We start from the raw sequence: 18888 nt of genomic DNA on the forward strand, positions 1-18888 counted from the left end.
GCTCCGGTGCCCTCTGTACTGCTTTCACGCCTGTTGTGACATGCGTCTAAGCTTACCTGTAAATTTCCTGCCGAATGCCAGCTTGTCAGCCAGATCGACATGACTCAACCCGATCGCGGAACCCGGTCCCTCAATGCGCTCGCCTATGCCGGGGTGTTGCCGTTCCTGCTGGGCATCGCCATGCAGGTCACCGGCGTGACCCTGTTTGGCGTCGACGGCCTGCTGTGGTTTGCCACCTACAGTGCGACGATCCTCAGTTTCCTGTGCGGTATCTGGTGGGGCGCGATGCTGAACCGGCCGGGCTACCCGCACGCATCGACGCTGACGCTGCTGAGCAACCTGTTCTGCATCGGCGCCTGGGTGGGGGTGATGTTGTACCGCACCGCCTGGGGGCTGCCGCTGTTGGCGATCGGCTACGGCCTGGTGGCCTGGAGCGAGGCGCGCCTGAACCCGAACGCGCCGGATCTCGGCAGTTACTTCAAAACCCGCGGCCGTGTCACCTGCCTGGTGATCGGCTGCCACCTGATCATGATCGGCAGCCTGTGGATCCATTGAGCGGCGGGCCTGTCGACAGTGTAGAGCCGGACGAGGAGGAGATGACCATGGCCGATACGGTACCCGAAAGCACCCTGAAGCAGCTGTTTACCGACGCCCGGACCCACAGCCACTGGCTGGACAGGCCGGTCGACGACGACACCCTGAAGCGGCTTTACGACCTGATGAAGGTGGGACCCACCAGCGCCAACTGCTGCCCGGCGCGCATTGTGTTCATCAAGGGCAAGGAGGCCAAGGAGCGCCTGAAACCGCTGCTGAACGAGGGCAATGTGGAGAAGACCATGGCCGCGCCGGTGACCGCGATCATCGCCCACGACATGAAGTTCTACGAGTACCTGCCCAAACTGTTTCCGCACGCGCCGGCGCGGGACTGGTTTGTCGACAACGCCGAGCTGGCGGCCAGCACTGCCTTTCGCAACGGCTCCCTGCAGGGCGCCTATTTCATCGTCGCGGCCCGTTCGCTGGGGCTGGACTGCGGTCCCATGTCCGGCTTTGACAATGTGGCGGTGGATCGGGCGTTTTTCAGCGAGGGCTGCTCGGATCCGGCTTTCCAGCAGGAGCACTGCCCGGAGAGCCATATCAAATCGAATTTTCTCTGCAACCTGGGTTATGGCGACCCGGAAATGCTGCATCCCCGCAGCCCGCGATTCGACTTTGACGAGGTGTGTAGAATCCTCTGAGAGTGGAGAATCGCGTGGTGCCCCTGTGGTTTGAGCCGGCGGTCAGAGTGCCGGCTTGGCGACCATCAGGAACACAATCGCCAGCATCAGCGGAAAGGCGAGGGCGCCCAGCAGGCACCAGAGTCTCATGACGCGCCGGATGGCGGCGGGGTTGTCGCCGCCATCATGGGTGTGGCGGCGCAGCCGGTACTGCAGCAGGACCACCGGCAGCCAGAGCAGGAACACCGCCAGGGTCAGGCCAATGGCCAGCTGCAGCCACGCCTGCTGCAACCAGGCGGGGTTGATCGCCAGCATGCCCCCGGCGCTGCCGAGCAGTGCGACGATGGCGGTAGTGGTAAAAATCCAGTCTGCGGCCACGGTTTCCGCGCTGATCCAGCGCAATACCCGCCGGTCGCCGCTCAGCCAGCCGCGCAGGGTGTACCAGGCGATACCGGTGCCGGTGCCCAGCACCACGACGGCGCTGATGACGTGCAGTGTCTTCAGTAGCAGGTAGGTAGACATGGCCTGGCCCCTGTGGATGTATGGAGTTGCGTGTCCGGAATTGCGCGCCCGTCGCGGCGAGCGCCACTCAGTCCCTGGAGACGGTGACCACTTCCCCCAGTCTCCGCCCGATGATTTCGCGCATATATATCGCCAGGTCGCGGAACAGGCGCCGGCCCGGGCTGCTGGCGCGCCACACCAGGCCGTGCTGGCGGAAAATGGGCTTGGCCTTGAGCTCGCTGACGTGCAGAGCCTCGGGGTCGTGCATCTCCGAGTGGACATAGAGTCCCGGCAGGAAGGCGACGCCGAGGCCCATGACCACCATCTGGCGCAGCGTGTCCAGGCTGGTGCCCTCGTAGTCCCGCTGCAGCTGCGCCCCCAGCTGTTGGCATATCTCCTGCACCTGGTGGTGGAAGTGGTGCTGTTCCTCCAGCGTCAGTACTTTCTCCCCGCGCAACTGCGACGGTGTCACTTCCGCCTTGCCGGCCAGCCGGTGGTCGCTAGGCACGACGAACTTCAGCGGTTCGGTGAACAGCGGTTCCAGTGCCAGCAGTTCGTCGGCGGCCAGCGGCAGCGGCAGGATGGCCAGGTCGTACGCGCCCTCGGACAGTTCCCGCTGTAGCAGCCGCGGCGGTGCCTCGCGCACGTAGAGTTTGAGGTCGCTGTAGCGGGCGTGCAGTTCCGGCAGCACGTTCGGCAGCAGGTAGGGCCCCACGGTGGGCGGCACACCCAGCTTGTAGGTGGCGCCGTGTCCCTGGGAGATGACGTCGGCACTGGCCTGGAATTCCCGCATCGCCAGCAGGATCTGGCGGGCCGGGTCCAACAGTTCGCGCCCCTCCGGGGTCAGCAGGGTGCCGGCGCGGGAGCGCTCGAACAGGGAGACGCCGAGGGTGTTTTCCAGCGCTGCAATCTGCGTGGTCAGGGCCGGCTGGCTGACGCCCAGATCCTCCGCCGCGCGGCGGTAACTGCCGCGGCCGGCGATGGCCGCGAAGTACTCCAGTTGCTTGATTGTGGGCGGCGATTGGGAGTTGACCACCGGGTCCTCCGACGCTGTTTTCAATTTTTCTGATAATACTATGTTATCAGCAAATGGTATTTATTATTATTGAACTATCAAAAAATAATGATTTCCACCATATACACAAGGGTCAATTCACAGAGGAGTTTCCATGGAGCACGTGATTTCCGGCGTAGCCAAGTTCCAGAAAGAGGTCTACCCGGCCAAGAAAGAGCGGTTTTCCAAGCTGGCCAACGGCCAGAATCCGGAGGTGTTGTTCATCACCTGTGCGGATTCCCGCATCGACCCGAACCTGGTTACCCAGACCGAGCCGGGCGAGCTGTTTATCTGCCGCAACGCGGGCAATGTGGTGCCGCCCCACAGCAGCCATACCGGCGGCATGACCGCGTCCATCGAGTTTGCGGTGGCGGCGCTGGGCGTTTCCCATATCGTGGTTTGCGGCCACACCGACTGCGGCGCGATGAAGGGCGCCATCGCACCGGAAAACCTCGACAGCCTGCCCCATGTGAAGGAGTGGCTGGGCCACTGCCGCTCCGCCACCGAGGTGGTGCGCTCCCGGCACGATGGCGAACTGTGCAAGGACCACCTGGATGAGGTGACCTGCGAGAACGTGGTGCAGCAGCTGCAGCACCTGCGCACCCATCCCGCCGTGGCCACCGGCCTCGCCAATGGCAGCGTTGCGCTGCACGGCTGGCTGTACAATATCGGCAGCGGTGAAGTGCTGTATTACGACGAAGCCAGCGGCGACTTCAAGCCGATGGACGACGACTACCGGGCCGCCTTCGAGGTGCGCGCTGCCGGCGCGGGCGGGGAGGCCGGTTGACATGAAGTTTGACCTGACCAACCTGCGCGGCGACATCACCGGCGGTATCACCGCCGGCGTGGTGGCGCTGCCGCTGGCGCTGGCGCTGGGGGTGGCCTCGGGCCTGGGGCCCATGGCGGGCATGTACGGTGCCATTGCGGTGGGGTTCTTCGCCGCGCTGTTCGGCGGCACCGGCCCGCAGATCTCCGGGCCCACCGGCCCCATGGTGGTGGTGCTGGCGGGGCTGTTTGCCAGCCTGTCCGGCGATGCCGCACTGATCTTTACCGCGGTGATGCTTGCCGGTGTTATCCAGGTGGCCTTCGGCCTGTTCGGTCTGGGGCACTATATCCGCCTGGTTCCCTACCCGGTGATCTCCGGCTTCATGACCGGTATCGGCGTCATCATCATCATCCTGCAGATGAACCCGCTGCTGGGGCACGATTCCCCCAGCGGTACGCTCGGTGCGCTCGGCAATCTGCCGGCGGCGCTGTCGGACGTGCACTTCATCAACCTGCTGCTCGGTATCGGCACCCTGGCGATGGTCTACACCTGGCCGGCGCGCTTCGGCCGCTACCTGCCGGCGCCGCTGGCGGCGCTGATCGCCGGGACCGTTGTGGCGTTTTTCGCCCTGGATGTACCGGTGCTGGGGGATATTCCCACCGGCCTGCCGGAACTGCAGATGCCGGTATTCGGCGGCGAGCAGATATTCCTGGTGGTGGAGGCCGCGGTGATCCTGGCGATCCTGGGCTCGCTGGACAGCCTGCTGACTTCGCTGGTGGCGGATAACATGACCCGCGAGCGGCACCAGAGTAACCGCGAGCTGATCGGCCAGGGTATCGGCAACACCGCCGCCGGCCTGATCGGCGGTATCGCCGGTGCCGGTGCCACCATGCGTACCGTGGTCAATATCCGCACCGGCGGCCGCACGCGCATCTCCGGTATGGTGCACGCGCTGGTATTGCTGGCAGTGGCGCTGGGGCTGGGGCCGCTGGCCTCCAATATCCCGATGGCGGTGCTGGCGGGTATCCTGGTGAAAGTCGGCCTGGATATCATCGACTGGAGCTACCTGAAGCGCGCCCACCAGGGCCCGCGCTGGGACCTGCTACTGATGGCGCTGGTGCTGGTGCTGACGATCTTCGTCGACCTGATCACCGCCGTGGGTGTGGGTGTGGTACTGGCGGCACTCGCATTCGTGAAGCAGGTGGCCAAGCTGCAGATCGATCGCCTGCGCAATCTGCCGGAACACCTGGACTCGGAAGAGGACAAGGAAATCCTGCAGCGCCACCACGACGCCATCGCCCTGTTCGAGTTCAGCGGCCCGCTGAGCTTCGGTGCGGCGGCGGACCTCGGCCACCATGTGCGCGAGCACAGCGAGGCGGGTTCGCGGATCCTGATCCTGGACTTCTCCTCGGTGCCCTACCTGGACCTGTCGGCGGCGCTGGCGGTGGAAACCATCGCCGCGGATGCGCGCGACAGCGGTCGCGCCCTGTACCTGGCGGGCATGAACGAGGAGGTGCGTTCGGTACTGGCGAAAATGAACGGTGGCCTGCCCGGCGACGGCCAGTTCCGCGATCGCAGCGAGGCGCTGCGTGTCGCGGAGAAGGCGCTGCGCGACCGGGGCGACGGTGGCCTCGGGGACCTGGCGCCGGCCGGCGCCTGAGTTTCCGGCAGCCGGAGCTGTCATTGAGAGACGGGGCGGCCGCGGTGGTTTCCAGACTGCCGCGGCCGCCCTTTTTTGTGCCGCTATTCCCGTATCGTCGGCCGCTCGATCGGTTGTGGTTCGCGGTGGCGCAGGTTGAGGTCCTTCATCTGGCCCACCGACATCCAGAAGAAGATCACCAGTGCTCCGATGGTGACACCCAGGGTGACATAGCGCACCCAGCCCGGGGCCGGGCCACCGGGCAGGCGGTGTCCCTCCTGCACATCCCGCTTGCGGTTCAGGGCCAGCGCGTAGAAGACAATGGTGGAGATCACGAAGATCAGCGACCAGCGTGTCTGCGCACCGTCGGAGCCCACCAGAGCCACCAGGCAGTAGACCGCCGCCAGCAGCAACACCAGCGTAAACAGGCTGTACTGCTTCGGCGGCATCTTGCCGTAGCCGAGCACCTTCAGCGCCACGGCGGAATAGATATACGGCAGCAGTGTCATGATCACGGCAATAGAGGCGATCTTGCCGAACTGTTCGCTGGCGGACGGCGACATGGTGGCCAGTACCTGCAGCGACATCAGCGCCGCCACCAGCGCCAGGCCCGCCGACGGCACGCCCTTGGCATTGGTCTTGGCGAACAGGGTGGGAAAGAGGCCGTCATCCGCGGCCGCCTTGGCGGACTGGCCCACCAGCAGCGTCCAGCCACCCAGGGAGCCGATGCAGCCCACCGCCGCACAGATGGCGACGATGTTGGCCGCAGTACTGCCCAGCGCGATGCGCGCCGCGTCGGCAAACGGGGCGGAAGAGGTGATCAGCTCCTTGTTGGGGATCATGCCCATGATGGCCGATGAACTGAGCACATAGGCCACCGATGCCAGCAGCACGCCGCCGACGGTGGCGATGGGCACGTTTCTGGTGGGGTCCTTGACCACCCCGGTGGATACCGACGCCGTCTCCACGCCGATAAAGGCCCACAGGGTGAAGGTCAGCGTCGCCATCACCGCGCTGACACTGCCCTTGCCGGATACATTCCAGCCGTCCACAAACGTCTGCCCGTCGAACCAGAACCAGCCCAGCACCGCGGTACCGAGTATCGGGATCAGCACCAGGCCGGTGGTCCAGGACTGGATGCGGCCGACGGTCCTGGGGCCGAGGATATTGGCGTAGGTCAGCAGCCAGATCACCGCGATCTGCGCCAGTGCAAAGGTCAGCGGTTCTTTCAATGGCGGGAAGAAGTGGGTCAGGTAACCCAGCCCGGCGGTGGCCAGGGCCACGTTGCCCACCACGTTGGCGAGCCAGTAGACCAGGTTGGTCTGGTAGCCCATATAGTCACCGAACGCCTTGCGCGCATAGGCGTAGGGGCCGCCGGCAGCCGGGTAGAGCGACGCCAGCCGGGCGAACACCAGCGCCAGCGCCACGGCGCCGGCCACGGTCACCAGCCAGCCGATCAGCGAGATGCTGCCCACCACGGCCAGGTTGGCGGGCAACATGAAAACCCCCGAGCCCATCATATTGCCCGCCACCATCAGCGTGGCGGGTACCAGGCCGATCTTGTTCTCTTCTGCCGTTTCCGTTGCCATGGTTACTCCGTCTGGATTGTTCTCCCGTGCTGCAGGAGCTTGTCCCGCAGGCGAAAGTTTTCCGGGTGCCGTGTGATTCGCCTGCGGGGCAGGCTCCTACGGGGCCGGGGTCCAGTTATTTCAGTGCGTAGATGCAGTAGCGCCCGTCGCGCACCTCGACGCCGTGGTTGTCGTGGCCGAAGCCTGGGAACTGTCGGTCGTAGGCCTCCAGCGCCTTCAGGTAGCCCAGCAACGGCCCGTCCGCGGGGCCGAAATTCTCTCCCGGCATCAGCAGCGGAATCCCGGGCGGGTAGGGCACCACACCGGTGCCGGCGCTGCGGCCCGCCAGTTGATCCAGCGGCAGCATTTCCACCTCGTTGCGCACCAGGCGTTCGTAGGCCTGCAGCGGCGAGCGGTCCGCCTGCGGCAGGGTCGAGAAAGCAGCCGACATCTGCGCCGTGGTGCGCAGGTGTTTCATGCTCGCGAACATCTCCTGTGCCAGGTCGCGCAGGCCCATTTCGCGGTATTGCGCGTGCTCACCGGTGAGACCGGGCAGGCACTCGTCCAGCGGCCGGTTGTTGTCACAGTCGCGCTTGAACGCGAGCAGGGCGTTTACCAGCGTGCCCCACTTGCCCTTGGTGATGCCGATCGAAAACAGGAACAGGATGGTGAAGTCGGTGGTTTTCTCCACGATGATGCCCAGGTTGTCCAGGTAGCTGCTGACGATACTGGCGGGGATGCCCCATTCCGCCAGCTCGCCGCTGCGCTGCATGCCCGGGGTGGTGATGGACACCTTGATCGGGTCGAGCATGCAGTAGTCCCGCTCCAGGTCGCCGAAGCCGTGCCAGCTGTCGCCGGGCTGCAGCAGCCAGCAGTCCGGCTCGCTCGCCAGCAGTTCCGGCGGCGCCTCGTGGAAGGCATAACTGCGGCCGCCGGCCGGGTCCTGCACCCTGTCCGGCTGCCAGCCGTTGAAAAACCACTCGCCCTTGGCGTCATACTCCCAGTTCAGGCGCGCCAGCACCTGGCGAAAGGCCACCGCCTCGGCGATCGATTCGCCGGTGAGCGCCGGTCCGCCGGGGCCGTCCATCATCGCCGCGCTGACATCGTTGGAGGCCATGATCGAGTACAGCGGCGAGGTCGAGGCGTGCATCATGAAGGCCTCGTTGAAGCGGCCGTGCTCGATGGGTTTGCGCCCCTCGCGGATATGGATCATGGACGCCTGCGACAGCGCCGCGAGCAGTTTGTGGGTGGAGTGGGTGGCGAATTTGGTCGGGCCCTCGCCCGCCTCGTCGGCGCCGCGCTCGTACATGGCGAAGCGATCGCGGTAGAGGGAATTGAAGCGCGCATAGGCGTACCAGGCCTCGTCGAAATGTAACCGGTCCACCGTCTCGCCCAGCAGTTCCTCCACCCGGCGCACGTTGTAGCAGAGGCCGTCGTAGGTGGAATTGGTAATCACCGCGTGTACCGGGCGGCTGTCCTCCGCGTTGGCGGCCAGCGGGTTGTCGGCGATGGCCTGCTGCACCGCGGCCTTTTCCAGCCGCTCTGGCGGTATCGGGCCGATGATGCCGTAGTGGTTGCGCACCGGTACCAGGTAGGTGGGCAGGGCGCCGGACAGGGTCATGGCGTGTTCGACCGACTTGTGGCAGTTGCGGTCGCACAGGGCCACCTGGCCGCGGGTGACCGAGGCCATCAGGATCACGCGGTTGGAGGTGGAGGAGCCGTTGGTTACATAGTAAGTGCGGTCGGCGCCGAACACCTTGGCGGCGTAGCGCTCGCCCTCGGCGATGGGGCCGGAGTGGTCCAGCAGCGAGCCCAGCTCGCCGACGGAGATGGACAGGTCCGAACGCAGCATGTTCTCGCCGTAGAACTCGTAGAAGGCGCGCCCCACCGGGGATTTCAGGAAGGCGGTGCCGCCGGTGTGGCCCGGCGTGTGCCAGGAGTACTCGTGCACCCGCGAGAAGTGCGCCAGGGCGCCGAACATCGGCGGCAGCAGCGCATTGCGGTAGCGCTCGATGGCACTCAGGATACGGCCGCCGATAAATACCGGCGTGTCCTCCAGCATCCAGATAAAGTCGTTGGCCAGTTCCAGTACGCGCCTGGGCATGGTGGACACACTCTCGCGGTCGGCGAGCAGGAAGACCGGCAGCTTCTCATTGCGCGCGCGCAGTTTGCCCAGCACCTGCAGGGCGCCGTGCTCGGTGCCGTCGCCGGGCACTTCCCAGCTCAGCAGCAGGCACTGGATGGCCGGATTGGCGGACAGCATGACGCTGGCGTCGTCGGCGGTCCCGGTGGAGATCACATTGACCTGCCGCCGTTCCAACTCCGCCTGCAGGCGGCGCGCGGCGCGGCCGGCGGGGGTATCGGCGTTGATATCTTCGCTGACCAGCAGGGCCAGCATGCTGAGGGGGGCACGCTCTTCGGGGAATGCCATGAACGGAGGCTCCGGAACTGCTTGGAGGGAATTCGCGCTGGATAAATATAATTAATAGCAGTTATATCGCTGTCCGCAGGGCGCTGCTGCCCGACCTTCAGTCCGCGCTGCGTCGGGGCGCCGTATTGCGTTCCTGCTCCAATTTGATGGCGGGCTCGAAGCTGTCCGCGCGGGCGGCTCGCCACCAGTGGGCGTAGGGGGTTTCGTCCGGCGCCTCGAGCAGCTCCCGGTCGCTCAGGAAGTGCCAGATCCGGTCGATGGGCTTGGACTCGGTGGCGCCGATGCGATGAAACAGATGGTGCGGTTGCAGGTCGCGCGGGTGCTCCAGCCCGGCGGCGGCGACGATATCCCCCAGCGCCGCCAGGGTCCTGGCCTGGAAGGCGGCGGCGCGCCCGGCCTGCACATCGACGATCAGGCCCCGTTGCCGGTGCGGGTCCTGGGTGGTGACGCCGGTGGGGCAGGTATCGGTGTGGCAGCGCTGCGCCTGTATACAGCCGATGGAGAACATGAACGGGCGCGCGGCATTGCACCAGTCGGCGCCGATCGCCAGGCACTCCGCCAGTCCCGCCGCGGAATAGATCTTGCCGCTGGCGGCCAGTCGGATCCTGTCGCGCAGGCCGCTGCCCACCAGCGCATTGCGCATTACCACCAGGCCCTCGCGCAGGGGCATGCCCACATGGTTGGAGAGCTCCAGCGGCGCCGCGCCGGTACCGCCCTCACCGCCGTCGACGACGATGAAATCGAGCAGCGAACCGGTCTCGTGCATCGCCTTCATCAGCGCCATCGTCTCGTGTATATGCCCCACGCACAGTTTGATGCCCACCGGCTTGCCACCGGACAGCGAGCGCAGCCGCTCGGCGAACTCCAGCATTTCGACCGGGGAGGAAAACGTCGAGTGGGCGCGCGGTGATACACAGTCGACGCCGGCCTGTACTTTGCGCGTGCTGGCGATTTCCCGAGTCACCTTTTTGCCCGGCAGCACGCCGCCGTGGCCGGGTTTGGCACCCTGGCTCAGCTTGATCTCGGTCATGCGCACCCGGTCGCCGCCGGCCTGCTCGCGGAACAGATCCGGATCGAAGTGGCCGTCGTCGGCGCGGGCACCAAAATAGCCGGTGCCCAACTCCCACACCAGGTCGCCGCCGTGTTTCAGGTGGTAGGGGCTGACGCCGCCCTCGCCGGTATCCTGGTAGAAGCCGCCGATCGATGCGCCCTTGTTGAGGGCCTCGATGGCGGCTGCGGACAGGGCGCCGAAACTCAGCGCCGATATATTCAACAGTGCCGCTTCATAGGGTTGCGAGCAGCGCCCGGCGTTCACACTCACGCGATCGTCGGTGCGGGGTTCCGGCGCCGGCGCCATGGAGTGGGTGAGCCAGGCGTACTCGTCCGATTGCACATCGTACTCGGTGCCGAACGGGTGCATGTCGGAGGTGCCATCGGCGCGCGCGTAGACCAGCCGGCGGGCCTCGTAGCTGAAGGGCTTGCCCTCCTCATCGCCCTCGACGACGTAGGCGCGGAGATAGGGCCGCAGGTTCAGGAACAGCCAGCGGATGCGCGCGGCAACCGGATAGTTGCGGGTGATGGTCCAGTGGCGCTGGGTCATGTCGTACAGGCCCAGGCCCACCACCGCCAGGCTCGCCAGTAGTGCGAGTAGCCACCAGTGGCTGGCCAAGAGGGCCAGCACCAGGAACAGCGGTGCCGCGAGCAGGGCGGTGGCAGGGATGATGGCGCGCTTGAGCCCATTTCTGCTGGCATAGGCGCGCCACGCCTCATAAATGATCATGCAGGCGATCCGTCATTGGCTAACTACGCAAACGATAGTAGTTGGCGCGGAGTGGCCGCGGTGGTGGATCAGCAGGCGGGAATAAGGCGCTGCGCGTGGGCGAGGGGCTCCAGGGCGGTGACGATTGAATAGGGCGCCAGTTCGGCGAGGATTTCGTCCAGGCTCAGCAGCTGCCAGCAGGCGCTGGCGCCGGCAGTCGAGTAGTCGCCGCGCAGGATCCTGCGCGCCATGGCCGCGGCGGGCGCGGCGGGAATCCAGGGGCCGTCGCCGTTCAGGCCCAGGATCTGCCACTGGTAACCGGCGAAATCGCCGCGCGTGTCCGTACCCTCGAGGCGGATGCGCATACCACCGTGATCGCAGCGGCCCGGCCAGCGGGCCGCGAGCCGATGACCCAGGTGCGCGAGCCAGGGGCGCGTGGCCGGTAGCTGCAGGCGCGCCAGGTGTGCGCAGAGGGCCAGGCCGAGCTGCAGCGGTCGCGGCTGCACGCCAGTACCAAAACGGGCCGTCTGCAGCCCGGGCACGGCGCGCGGGAACAGTTCCAGGTCCGGCACATCGAAGTTGCACAGCCAGCGTTCACCCACAGGGTGGGCAAGCTGGGCGCGCCGCAGGTCGTCGCCGGCAAAGGTCTCGCGCCACTGGCCATTGCGCAGTTGCGGGAAGGGTTCGCCCAGCGCCTCGAACCCGGCGCGCACTGTGGCCAGGCCGCGTTCGATGCGGTGTGCCGGGGCGATTTCGATATCCACGCTGCGCAGTTGTGCCAGCTGCGTACCGACAGCCTTGAGCACCGCCGAGCTTATCGCCGGCAGGCTGCTGGCGCCGGAGACCATCGGGATACCGGCGGCGCCGGCCTCCGCCGACAGGCGGTTGAAGTCGCACACGAAACGGCGGGCGTCGGCGATATCGATATAGGGCGTGCGGGATTCTATACAGGCATTGGCTACCCGGTAGTCCTGTTTCTGGAAGGGGCCGGCGCAGTGAACCAGCAGGTCCAGGTGCAGCGTCTTCAACTGTGCGGCCAGGTTGACCGCATCGCGTTCCAGCCGCAGCCCTTCGGCGAGGTCGGGCAGTCGGGAGGCGCAGAGCTCGGCCTTGAATTTGTCGCGCCCGGCGATGATCAGCTGGACATCCGGCTCGCCGCTGAGCATCTGCGCGATGCGCGAGCCGAAGGTGCCGTAGCCACCGAGAATCAGTACGCGTTTTCTGTAGTTCTTTACCATCCTGGCTTTAACCCCGATTACCGGCCCGATTCCGGCAGAGTGCGCCGCGCGCACCGTTAAGCATCAACGGTGCGCGGCGCACCCTACATGGACAGAATCATGCTATGGGCCAGTGCTGCAGTTCAAGGGAATTCCGGTCGGCCTTGAGACACCAGCCGAATGTTCCCCAGTCGCCCAGCACGATGCGCTCGGCCGCTGTGCCATCGAGACTGAACTGGTGGCGGTCCGGCCTGTGGGTGTGGCCGTGGATCAGGGTGTGTACGCCGTGCGCGCGCATCGCCTTTTCCACCTCCGCCGGGGTCACGTCCATGATGTCCTCGGCCTTGCGGCTGTTCATGGACTTGGACACGGCGCGGATCTGCGCGGCGATCTGGCGGCGCTCGTCGAGGGGTTTGGCCAGCAGGGCTTCCTGCCAATCGGGATCGCGGGCCTGCTGGCGGAAGACCATGTACTCTTCGTCGAGGGTGCAGAGGCTGTCGCCGTGCATCAACAGGACTTTCTGCCCCGCGAGTGTCACCAGGCTCGGGTCCGGCAGCAACACGGCGCCGGCGCGGTGGGCGAAATCCTGGCCCAGCAGGAAGTCCCGGTTGCCGTGCATCAGGTAGAGCTCGACACCGCTGCCACTGTAGCGGCGCAGCTCGTCGGCCACCTCCCTGGCCAGCGGTGCATCGTCGTCGTCGCCGATCCAGACCTCGAAAAAGTCACCGAGGATATACAGCGCCTCGGCACCGGCGGCCGGTCCGCGCAGGAAGTCGAAGAAGGCCCGCGTGATTTCGGGGCGGTTCTCGTCCAGGTGCAGGTCGGAGATCAGGTAGCTGGTCAAACCCGTTCCTCTGTATCAGATGGCGGCATGTGTAGGAGCCTGCCCTGCAGGCGATTCTTCCGGCGATCGCCTGCAGACTAGTGTGGTGTAAGGTATTGGGGATCAGTCTTCGGCGACAGTGATGCCGGTAACCTCGATGGTCTCCAGCGGCACGTCCTGGTGGAAGCCCTTGCTGCCGGTCTTGACGTTCTTGATCTTGTTGACCACGTCCATGCCGTCGACCACCTTGCCGAACACACAGTAGCCCCAACCCTGCGGATCCTTGCCGCGGAAGTTCAGGAAATCGTTGTCCTTGACGTTGATGAAGAACTGGGAGCTGGCGGAGTGGGGGTCCATGGTGCGGGCCATGGCCAGCGTGCCGGTTTCGTTCTTGAGGCCGTTGTCGGCTTCGTTCTCGATCGGATCGCGGGTGGGCTTCTGTTCCATGTCCGGGGTCATGCCGCCGCCCTGGACCATAAAGTTGTCGATCACCCGGTGGAAGATGGTGCCGGTGTAGAAATCGTCGCGGCAGTACTGCAGGAAGTTGGCCGCGGTCTTCGGTGCCTTGTCGAAGTCCAGTTCGATGGCGATATCGCCGTGGGTGGTATGCAGGGTGATCATAAAACGTCCTAATCGGTGACTGTGGGGCGGCATAATACCGTTTAGCCGCGGGCTGTAAAACGAGAAAGCGGGCAGGGGCGCTTTCTGTTCAAAAAGTGATCGGTCTGTGATGGTTACTCCAGTCCAAAACGGATTTTGTCAATCGGGTACTCTCCGCCTTAACTAAGCTATAATCCGCCGCTTACATTCGCCGAGCTGTAATAGAGAATCCTATGACATCCGAGAGCAAGCCCGCTCACTTTTTACAGAACATCATTCGCGAAGACCTGGCCGAGGGCCGCGTGTCCCAGGTGGTGACCCGCTTCCCGCCGGAGCCGAACGGCTACCTGCATATTGGCCACGCCAAGTCCATCTGCCTGAACTTCGGCCTGGCGGAGGAGTTTGGCGGTGCCTGTAACCTGCGCTTCGACGACACCAACCCGGCGAAGGAAGAAGAGGAGTATGTCGACTCCATCAAGCGCGATGTCACCTGGCTGGGTTTCGAGTGGGCCGGCAACGTCAAGTACACGTCGGACTACTTCGAACAGCTGCACGACTGGGCGCTGCACCTGATCCGCGAAGGCAAGGCCTATGTCTGCGACCTGTCGCCGGATGAGGCGCGCCACTATCGCGGCACCCTGAAGGAGCCGGGCAGGAACAGCCCCTTCCGCGATCGCAGTGTCGAGGAGAATCTCGAATTGTTCGGAAAGATGAAGGACGGCGTGTTCGACGAGGGCCAGTGCAGCCTGCGCGCCAAGATCGATATGGCGGCGCCGAACATCAACCTGCGCGACCCGGTGATCTACCGTATCAAGAAAATGGCGCACCACCAGACCGGCGACAAATGGTGTGTCTATCCGAGCTACGACTTTGCCCACGGCCAGTCCGATGCGCTCGAGGGGGTCAGCCACTCCATCTGTACACTGGAATTCGAAGACCACCGCCCGCTGTACGAGTGGTTTATCGACAACCTGCCGGTGCCGGCGCAGCCGCACCAGTATGAATTCGCGCGCCTGAACCTGAACTACACCGTGGTTTCCAAGCGCAAGCTGAAGCAACTGGTGGATGAGGGCCATGTGGACGGTTGGGACGATCCGCGCATGCCGACCCTGTCCGGCCAGCGCCGCCGCGGATTGACCCCGGCGTCGATCCGCAGGTTCTGCGAGATGATCGGCGTGACCCGCTCCGATTCCGTCGTCGACGTGGGGATGCTGGACTACTGTATCCGCGATGACCTGGACAAGAATGCACCGCGGGCCATGTGTGTGCTGGAGCCGCTCAAGGTCACCCTCAGAAATTACCCGGAGGGCCGACGCGAGCTCCTGAGCGCACCCGGCCATCCGGTGCGCGAGGACCTGCCGGCCCGCGAACTGCCGTTCACCGGCACCGTGTATATCGAGCGGGAAGATTTTCGCGAGGAAGCCAACAAGAAATACAAGCGCCTGGTACTGGGCAAGAAAGTGCGCCTGCGCAACGCCTATGTGATCCAGGCCGAGGACGTGGTCAAGAACGCCGATGGCGAGATCGTGGAAGTGATCTGTTCCGTCGATCTCGATACCCTGGGGGAAAACCCGGCGGACGGCGTCAAACCCAAGGGCGTGATCCACTGGGTCAGCGCCGACGAAAACGTCGACTGCGAAGTGCGTCTCTACGATCGCCTGTTCGACGACCCGGCGCCGGATGCCGGTGGCAAGAACTTCCTCGACCACGTCAACCCGGACAACCTGCAGATACTGACCGGCTGCAAGGCGGAAATCGGCCTCGCCAGCGCCGAGCCGGAGCAGGGCTACCAGTTCGAGCGCCAGGGGTATTTCTGTCGCGACAGCAAATACGGCAGTGCGGACAAGCCGGTTTTCAACCGTACCATTGGCCTGCGGGATTCATGGGCCAAGGAACAGAACAAGTAGCCAGATCCATGCGGTGCGCACGGCGCACCCTACCAGGCTGCAGCGAAATTCGACGTAGGGTGCGCCGCGCGCACCGAACCGAAAGATTGCGAGAAGATGGCTCTACAGCTCTACAACACCTTTTCCGGAAAGAAAGAACCCTTCAAGCCGCTAGTGGAAGACCGCGTGCGCATGTACGTCTGTGGTCCCACCGTCTACAACCGCGTGCATATCGGCAACGCGCGCCCGGTGGTGGTGTTCGACACCCTGTACCGGCTGCTGAAACGCAATTACAGCGACGTGATCTACGCGCGCAATATCACCGATATCGATGACAAGATCATGAAGGCGGCGCGGGATGGGGGTGAGGAGATCGGCGTACTCTCGGCGCGCTTTTCGCAAGCCTATTTCGAGGATATGGCCGCGCTCCACAACCTGGAACCGGATATCGTCCCCTACGCCACCCAGCACCTGCCGGAAATGATCGCCATGATCGAACGGCTGGTCGAGAAGGGCCATGCCTACGCGGCCGAGGGCCATGTGCTGTTTGCGGTGGAGAGCATGGCCGACTACGGCAAACTGTCCAAGCGCTCCCTGGACGACATGCTCGCCGGTGCGCGGGTCGAAGTCGCGCCCTATAAAAAGTACGCCGGCGACTTCGTGCTATGGAAACCCTCCCGCGATGACGAGCCGGGCTGGGACAGCCCCTGGGGCCGCGGCCGCCCGGGCTGGCACCTGGAGTGCTCGGCAATGATCCAGAAACACCTGGGCGAGACCATCGATATCCACGGCGGCGGCCGCGACCTGACCTTCCCGCACCACGAGAACGAGCGCGCCCAGAGCTGCTGCGCCAATGGCACAGACTTCGTGCGCTACTGGATGCACAACGGCTACGTCAACATTGACGGCGAGAAGATGTCCAAATCCCTGGGTAACTTCCGCATGGTCAACGACCTGCTCGGCCATTACCCGGGAGAGGTGCTGCGCTTTGCGCTGCTGTCCGCCCACTATCGCTCGGAGCTGAATTTCAGCGCCGATTTGCTGGACCAGGCGTGGCGCACACTGGACACCCTCTACGGCGCGCTGCGGGAAACCGAATCCGTGGCCGCGGCGGAGCCCGACCTGGGTGGTTCCGCGTTTATCGCCGCGCTGGAAGACGACCTGAATACCCCCGTTGCCATCAGCGAACTGCACCAGATCGCCAAGGACCTGAACAAGGCCGATGCCGCGGACAGGCCGCATCTCAAGGCCACACTGCTCGCCGCGGGCGAGATGCTGGGTATACTGCAGGGGGACCCCGAGGCCTGGTTCCAGGCGGCGCGCGGTGGTGACACCGAAGAGGCGATCTCCGCCGGGGAAATCAAGCAACTGATTGCCGAACGCGCCCAGAGCAAGAAAGACAGGAACTTTGCCCGCGCCGACGGGATCCGCGATGAGCTGAAAGCCAAAGGTGTAGTGCTTGAAGACAGCCGCGAAGGCACCAAGTGGCGCCGGGAATAATAACTCGTTATCTGACGATGTCGTCATTCCGGCGGAGGCCGGAATCCAGAGGCTCCCCGGGGCTTCGATCTGGATACCGGCCTCCGCCGGTATGACTATGTTGGGAGTTTTGTAGGATGGGCAAAGCGCAGCGTGCCCATCAGAGTCCGGGAAGATGGGCAGGTCGCTGCGTTCCTTTGTCCATCTTGCAGAAAATACGGAAAGCAGAATGAAAAAACTATTTGTCATGGTCACCTCCATCATCGCCCTGGCAACCCTCACCGCCTGCGAACCCAAGCGCGGTTCCGAGAAGTGGTGCAAGAAAATGGACGAAACCCCGAAAGGAGACTGGACCCTGAGCGATGCCGGTGACTACACCAAGTACTGCGTACTGAACCAGAAACCGGACGAGAACGAGCAGTAAGCGGACGTTACGCCGTTGTTTTTCGAGGACCGCTACCAGCATTTCTTCCGCCCGCTCACCGGTAAATACCGCGAGCAGGTGGTGGAATGCCTGCGTCTGTTGTACGAGCGCCTGTACACCGCCAAGGCGGACTACGGCGAGTCGCTGGTGCGCGAACAGATACTGGAGATTTTCGGCGAGGCCCTGACCCGCGCACCGCAGCTGGAGGGCGAAGACGGGGACGCCGAGTATACCGAGGGCCGCTTCCGCAACCTGCGCGAGCAGGCCGTCTGGGTCCTGAATAGCCTGGTGGAATACGGCTGGCTGGAGAAACTGGTCGACAGTGCCACCCTGTCGGTGACCTATCCATTCAGCCGCCGCGGCCGCCTGTTCACCCAACCGCTGGTGGAGCTGAACAGCACCCGCGTGCGCACCCGCCACCGCAATACCCGCAATACCCTGAACGCGCTGGAAGCCTTCGCCGGGCGCGGCGAGGTCTACGACCTGATCGACGCCTGGGAGTACTCCGAGCGCATCGTCGCCGACTTCACCGATATGATCGCCGAGCTGGAAGAGCGCAAGCGCGAGCTGGTGCGGGAAGTGGAAGCGCAGATCCTGGTGCAGCAGGCCACCGATGAATTCTTCTCCTTTATGGAGAGCCGCTTCCAGCCGGACCTGGCCATCCGCCTGTCCGCCGACAGCGTGGAAAAACACCGGGACTCCATCGACCGGGTGATCGGGCAGATTCGGCGCAAGAAAAACGAGCAGAAGGCGGAATGGGAACGGCGCCTGCGCCAGTTGCTGCCGGAGCTGGCGGTGGAGGGGCAGTCCATCCTGTGGATGATGCTGGATACCATCGAGGACCGTATGCGCCGCGCCTGTGAAGTCAAGCTGCCGGCCCTGCGCCAGGCGCTGCACGGCTTCACCAAACGCGCCGAGATCATCATCCGCCAGCTCAGCTATCTGCAGAGCAGCAGCGAGGGCGCCTTTTCCGAGTTGTGCCAGGAACTGGGCAGTGCCGATGATCGCGGTGAACTGCTGGAACAGCTGGGCGAGGCGATGTCGACCTTCCAGCTGCGCCTGTTCGACCCGAAGCAGGTGCAACTGTGGCAGCGCAGCCGCCGCCAGCCGGTCAATACCCGTGTGCAGGAGAATGCGCCGCTGGAGGCGGAAAACCGCAGGGAGATATTGTTACAGCAACTGCTGGACCAGGCGTTCACTATGAACAGTGGCCAGATAAAGGATTATATGAGCCGCGCACTGGGCAATGGCCGCGTAGTAAGAAGCTCGGAGTTACCTGTACGTGACGCGCGAGACCTGTTGGCCATGAGTCATGCGCTGGAAGCTGGTGCGGCCAATCAGGTTTCATCGGAATTCGAGCTTCGTATCTCCGATGAAAAACGCCGCGGTAAAAACGTTTACCTGGAATTTGATGAGTTCAAGTTTGAGTTGGTACTCCGAGATTGAGCGAGATCCGCAGAGCCGGTGCCGGCACGGACTGTAGCCCGGATGCAGGCGCGCAGCGCCGGAATCCGGGAGGGTGGCTCC

General features: G+C 64.4%; 16 protein-coding genes. 8 read left to right on the top strand and 8 right to left on the bottom strand.

All coding sequences use genetic code 11. The annotated features are described in order from the left end of the window. Nucleotides 1–99 precede the first annotated feature (99 nt). Nucleotides 100–555, top strand: coding sequence for a DUF3429 domain-containing protein (locus MWN76_RS14765; RefSeq protein ID WP_250462377.1), 456 nt, complete (start codon nt 100–102; stop codon nt 553–555). Then, nucleotides 543–1235, top strand: a complete 693-nt coding sequence (locus MWN76_RS14770) for a malonic semialdehyde reductase (RefSeq protein ID WP_250462379.1) — start codon at nt 543–545, stop codon at nt 1233–1235. Before MWN76_RS14765 ends, MWN76_RS14770 begins: the two co-directional genes overlap by 13 nt. A 42-nt stretch (nt 1236–1277) precedes the next feature. Here the strand turns inward: MWN76_RS14770 and MWN76_RS14775 are convergent, their stop codons facing one another. Together MWN76_RS14775 and MWN76_RS14780 are read right to left on the bottom strand one after the other, a co-directional pair. Then, nucleotides 1278–1736 (bottom strand): DUF2269 domain-containing protein, encoded by a 459-nt coding sequence (locus MWN76_RS14775; RefSeq protein ID WP_250462381.1) that lies wholly within the window; start codon nt 1734–1736, stop codon nt 1278–1280. 67 nt (nt 1737–1803) lie between these two features. Then, nucleotides 1804–2751: a hydrogen peroxide-inducible genes activator gene (locus MWN76_RS14780; protein WP_250462383.1), complete on the bottom strand. Its 948-nt coding sequence runs from the start codon at nt 2749–2751 to the stop codon at nt 1804–1806. 133 nt (nt 2752–2884) lie between these two features. Between MWN76_RS14780 and MWN76_RS14785 the strand changes: the two genes are divergently transcribed. Next, entirely contained in the window at nt 2885–3556 is a 672-nt protein-coding gene (locus MWN76_RS14785) for a carbonic anhydrase (protein ID WP_250462386.1), read from the top strand. 1 nt (nt 3557) lies between these two features. Then, entirely contained in the window at nt 3558–5195 is a 1638-nt protein-coding gene (locus MWN76_RS14790) for a SulP family inorganic anion transporter (RefSeq protein WP_250462389.1), read from the top strand. A gap of 83 nt (nt 5196–5278) precedes the next feature. Here the strand turns inward: MWN76_RS14790 and adiC are convergent, their stop codons facing one another. From adiC to MWN76_RS14820, 6 genes are all read right to left on the bottom strand, one after another. Beyond that, nucleotides 5279–6763, bottom strand: coding sequence for an arginine/agmatine antiporter (adiC, locus tag MWN76_RS14795; RefSeq protein WP_250462392.1), 1485 nt, complete (start codon nt 6761–6763; stop codon nt 5279–5281). Between the two features lie 115 nt (nt 6764–6878). After that, nucleotides 6879–9173 (bottom strand): Orn/Lys/Arg family decarboxylase, encoded by a 2295-nt coding sequence (locus MWN76_RS14800; protein WP_250462394.1) that lies wholly within the window; start codon nt 9171–9173, stop codon nt 6879–6881. A 97-nt stretch (nt 9174–9270) separates the two neighbouring features. After that, on the bottom strand, nt 9271–10953 hold the full coding sequence (locus MWN76_RS14805; protein WP_250462397.1) for an FMN-binding glutamate synthase family protein: 1683 nt from the start codon (nt 10951–10953) through the stop codon (nt 9271–9273). 68 nt (nt 10954–11021) lie between these two features. Next, nucleotides 11022–12170 (bottom strand): saccharopine dehydrogenase family protein, encoded by a 1149-nt coding sequence (locus MWN76_RS14810; RefSeq protein WP_250462400.1) that lies wholly within the window; start codon nt 12168–12170, stop codon nt 11022–11024. Nucleotides 12171–12267: 97 nt separating this feature from the next. Then, nucleotides 12268–12993: a UDP-2,3-diacylglucosamine diphosphatase gene (locus tag MWN76_RS14815; protein ID WP_250462403.1), complete on the bottom strand. Its 726-nt coding sequence runs from the start codon at nt 12991–12993 to the stop codon at nt 12268–12270. A 102-nt stretch (nt 12994–13095) separates the two neighbouring features. After that, nucleotides 13096–13593, bottom strand: a complete 498-nt coding sequence (locus MWN76_RS14820) for a peptidylprolyl isomerase (protein WP_250462406.1) — start codon at nt 13591–13593, stop codon at nt 13096–13098. Between the two features lie 212 nt (nt 13594–13805). Between MWN76_RS14820 and MWN76_RS14825 the strand changes: the two genes are divergently transcribed. The 4 genes from MWN76_RS14825 (at nt 13806) to MWN76_RS14840 (ending at nt 18807) form a co-directional block, all read left to right on the top strand. Next, nucleotides 13806–15479, top strand: a complete 1674-nt coding sequence (locus tag MWN76_RS14825) for a glutamine--tRNA ligase/YqeY domain fusion protein (RefSeq protein ID WP_250462409.1) — start codon at nt 13806–13808, stop codon at nt 15477–15479. Nucleotides 15480–15575: 96 nt separating this feature from the next. Continuing rightward, nucleotides 15576–16958, top strand: coding sequence for a cysteine--tRNA ligase (cysS, locus tag MWN76_RS14830; protein ID WP_250462412.1), 1383 nt, complete (start codon nt 15576–15578; stop codon nt 16956–16958). A gap of 208 nt (nt 16959–17166) precedes the next feature. Continuing rightward, nucleotides 17167–17361: a DUF3012 domain-containing protein gene (locus tag MWN76_RS14835; protein WP_250462415.1), complete on the top strand. Its 195-nt coding sequence runs from the start codon at nt 17167–17169 to the stop codon at nt 17359–17361. Between the two features lie 15 nt (nt 17362–17376). Beyond that, nucleotides 17377–18807: a Wadjet anti-phage system protein JetA family protein gene (locus tag MWN76_RS14840; protein ID WP_250462418.1), complete on the top strand. Its 1431-nt coding sequence runs from the start codon at nt 17377–17379 to the stop codon at nt 18805–18807. Nucleotides 18808–18888 lie beyond the last annotated feature (81 nt).

This window comes from Microbulbifer litoralis (assembly GCF_023634065.1).
GTDB lineage: Bacteria > Pseudomonadota > Gammaproteobacteria > Pseudomonadales > Cellvibrionaceae > Microbulbifer > Microbulbifer litoralis.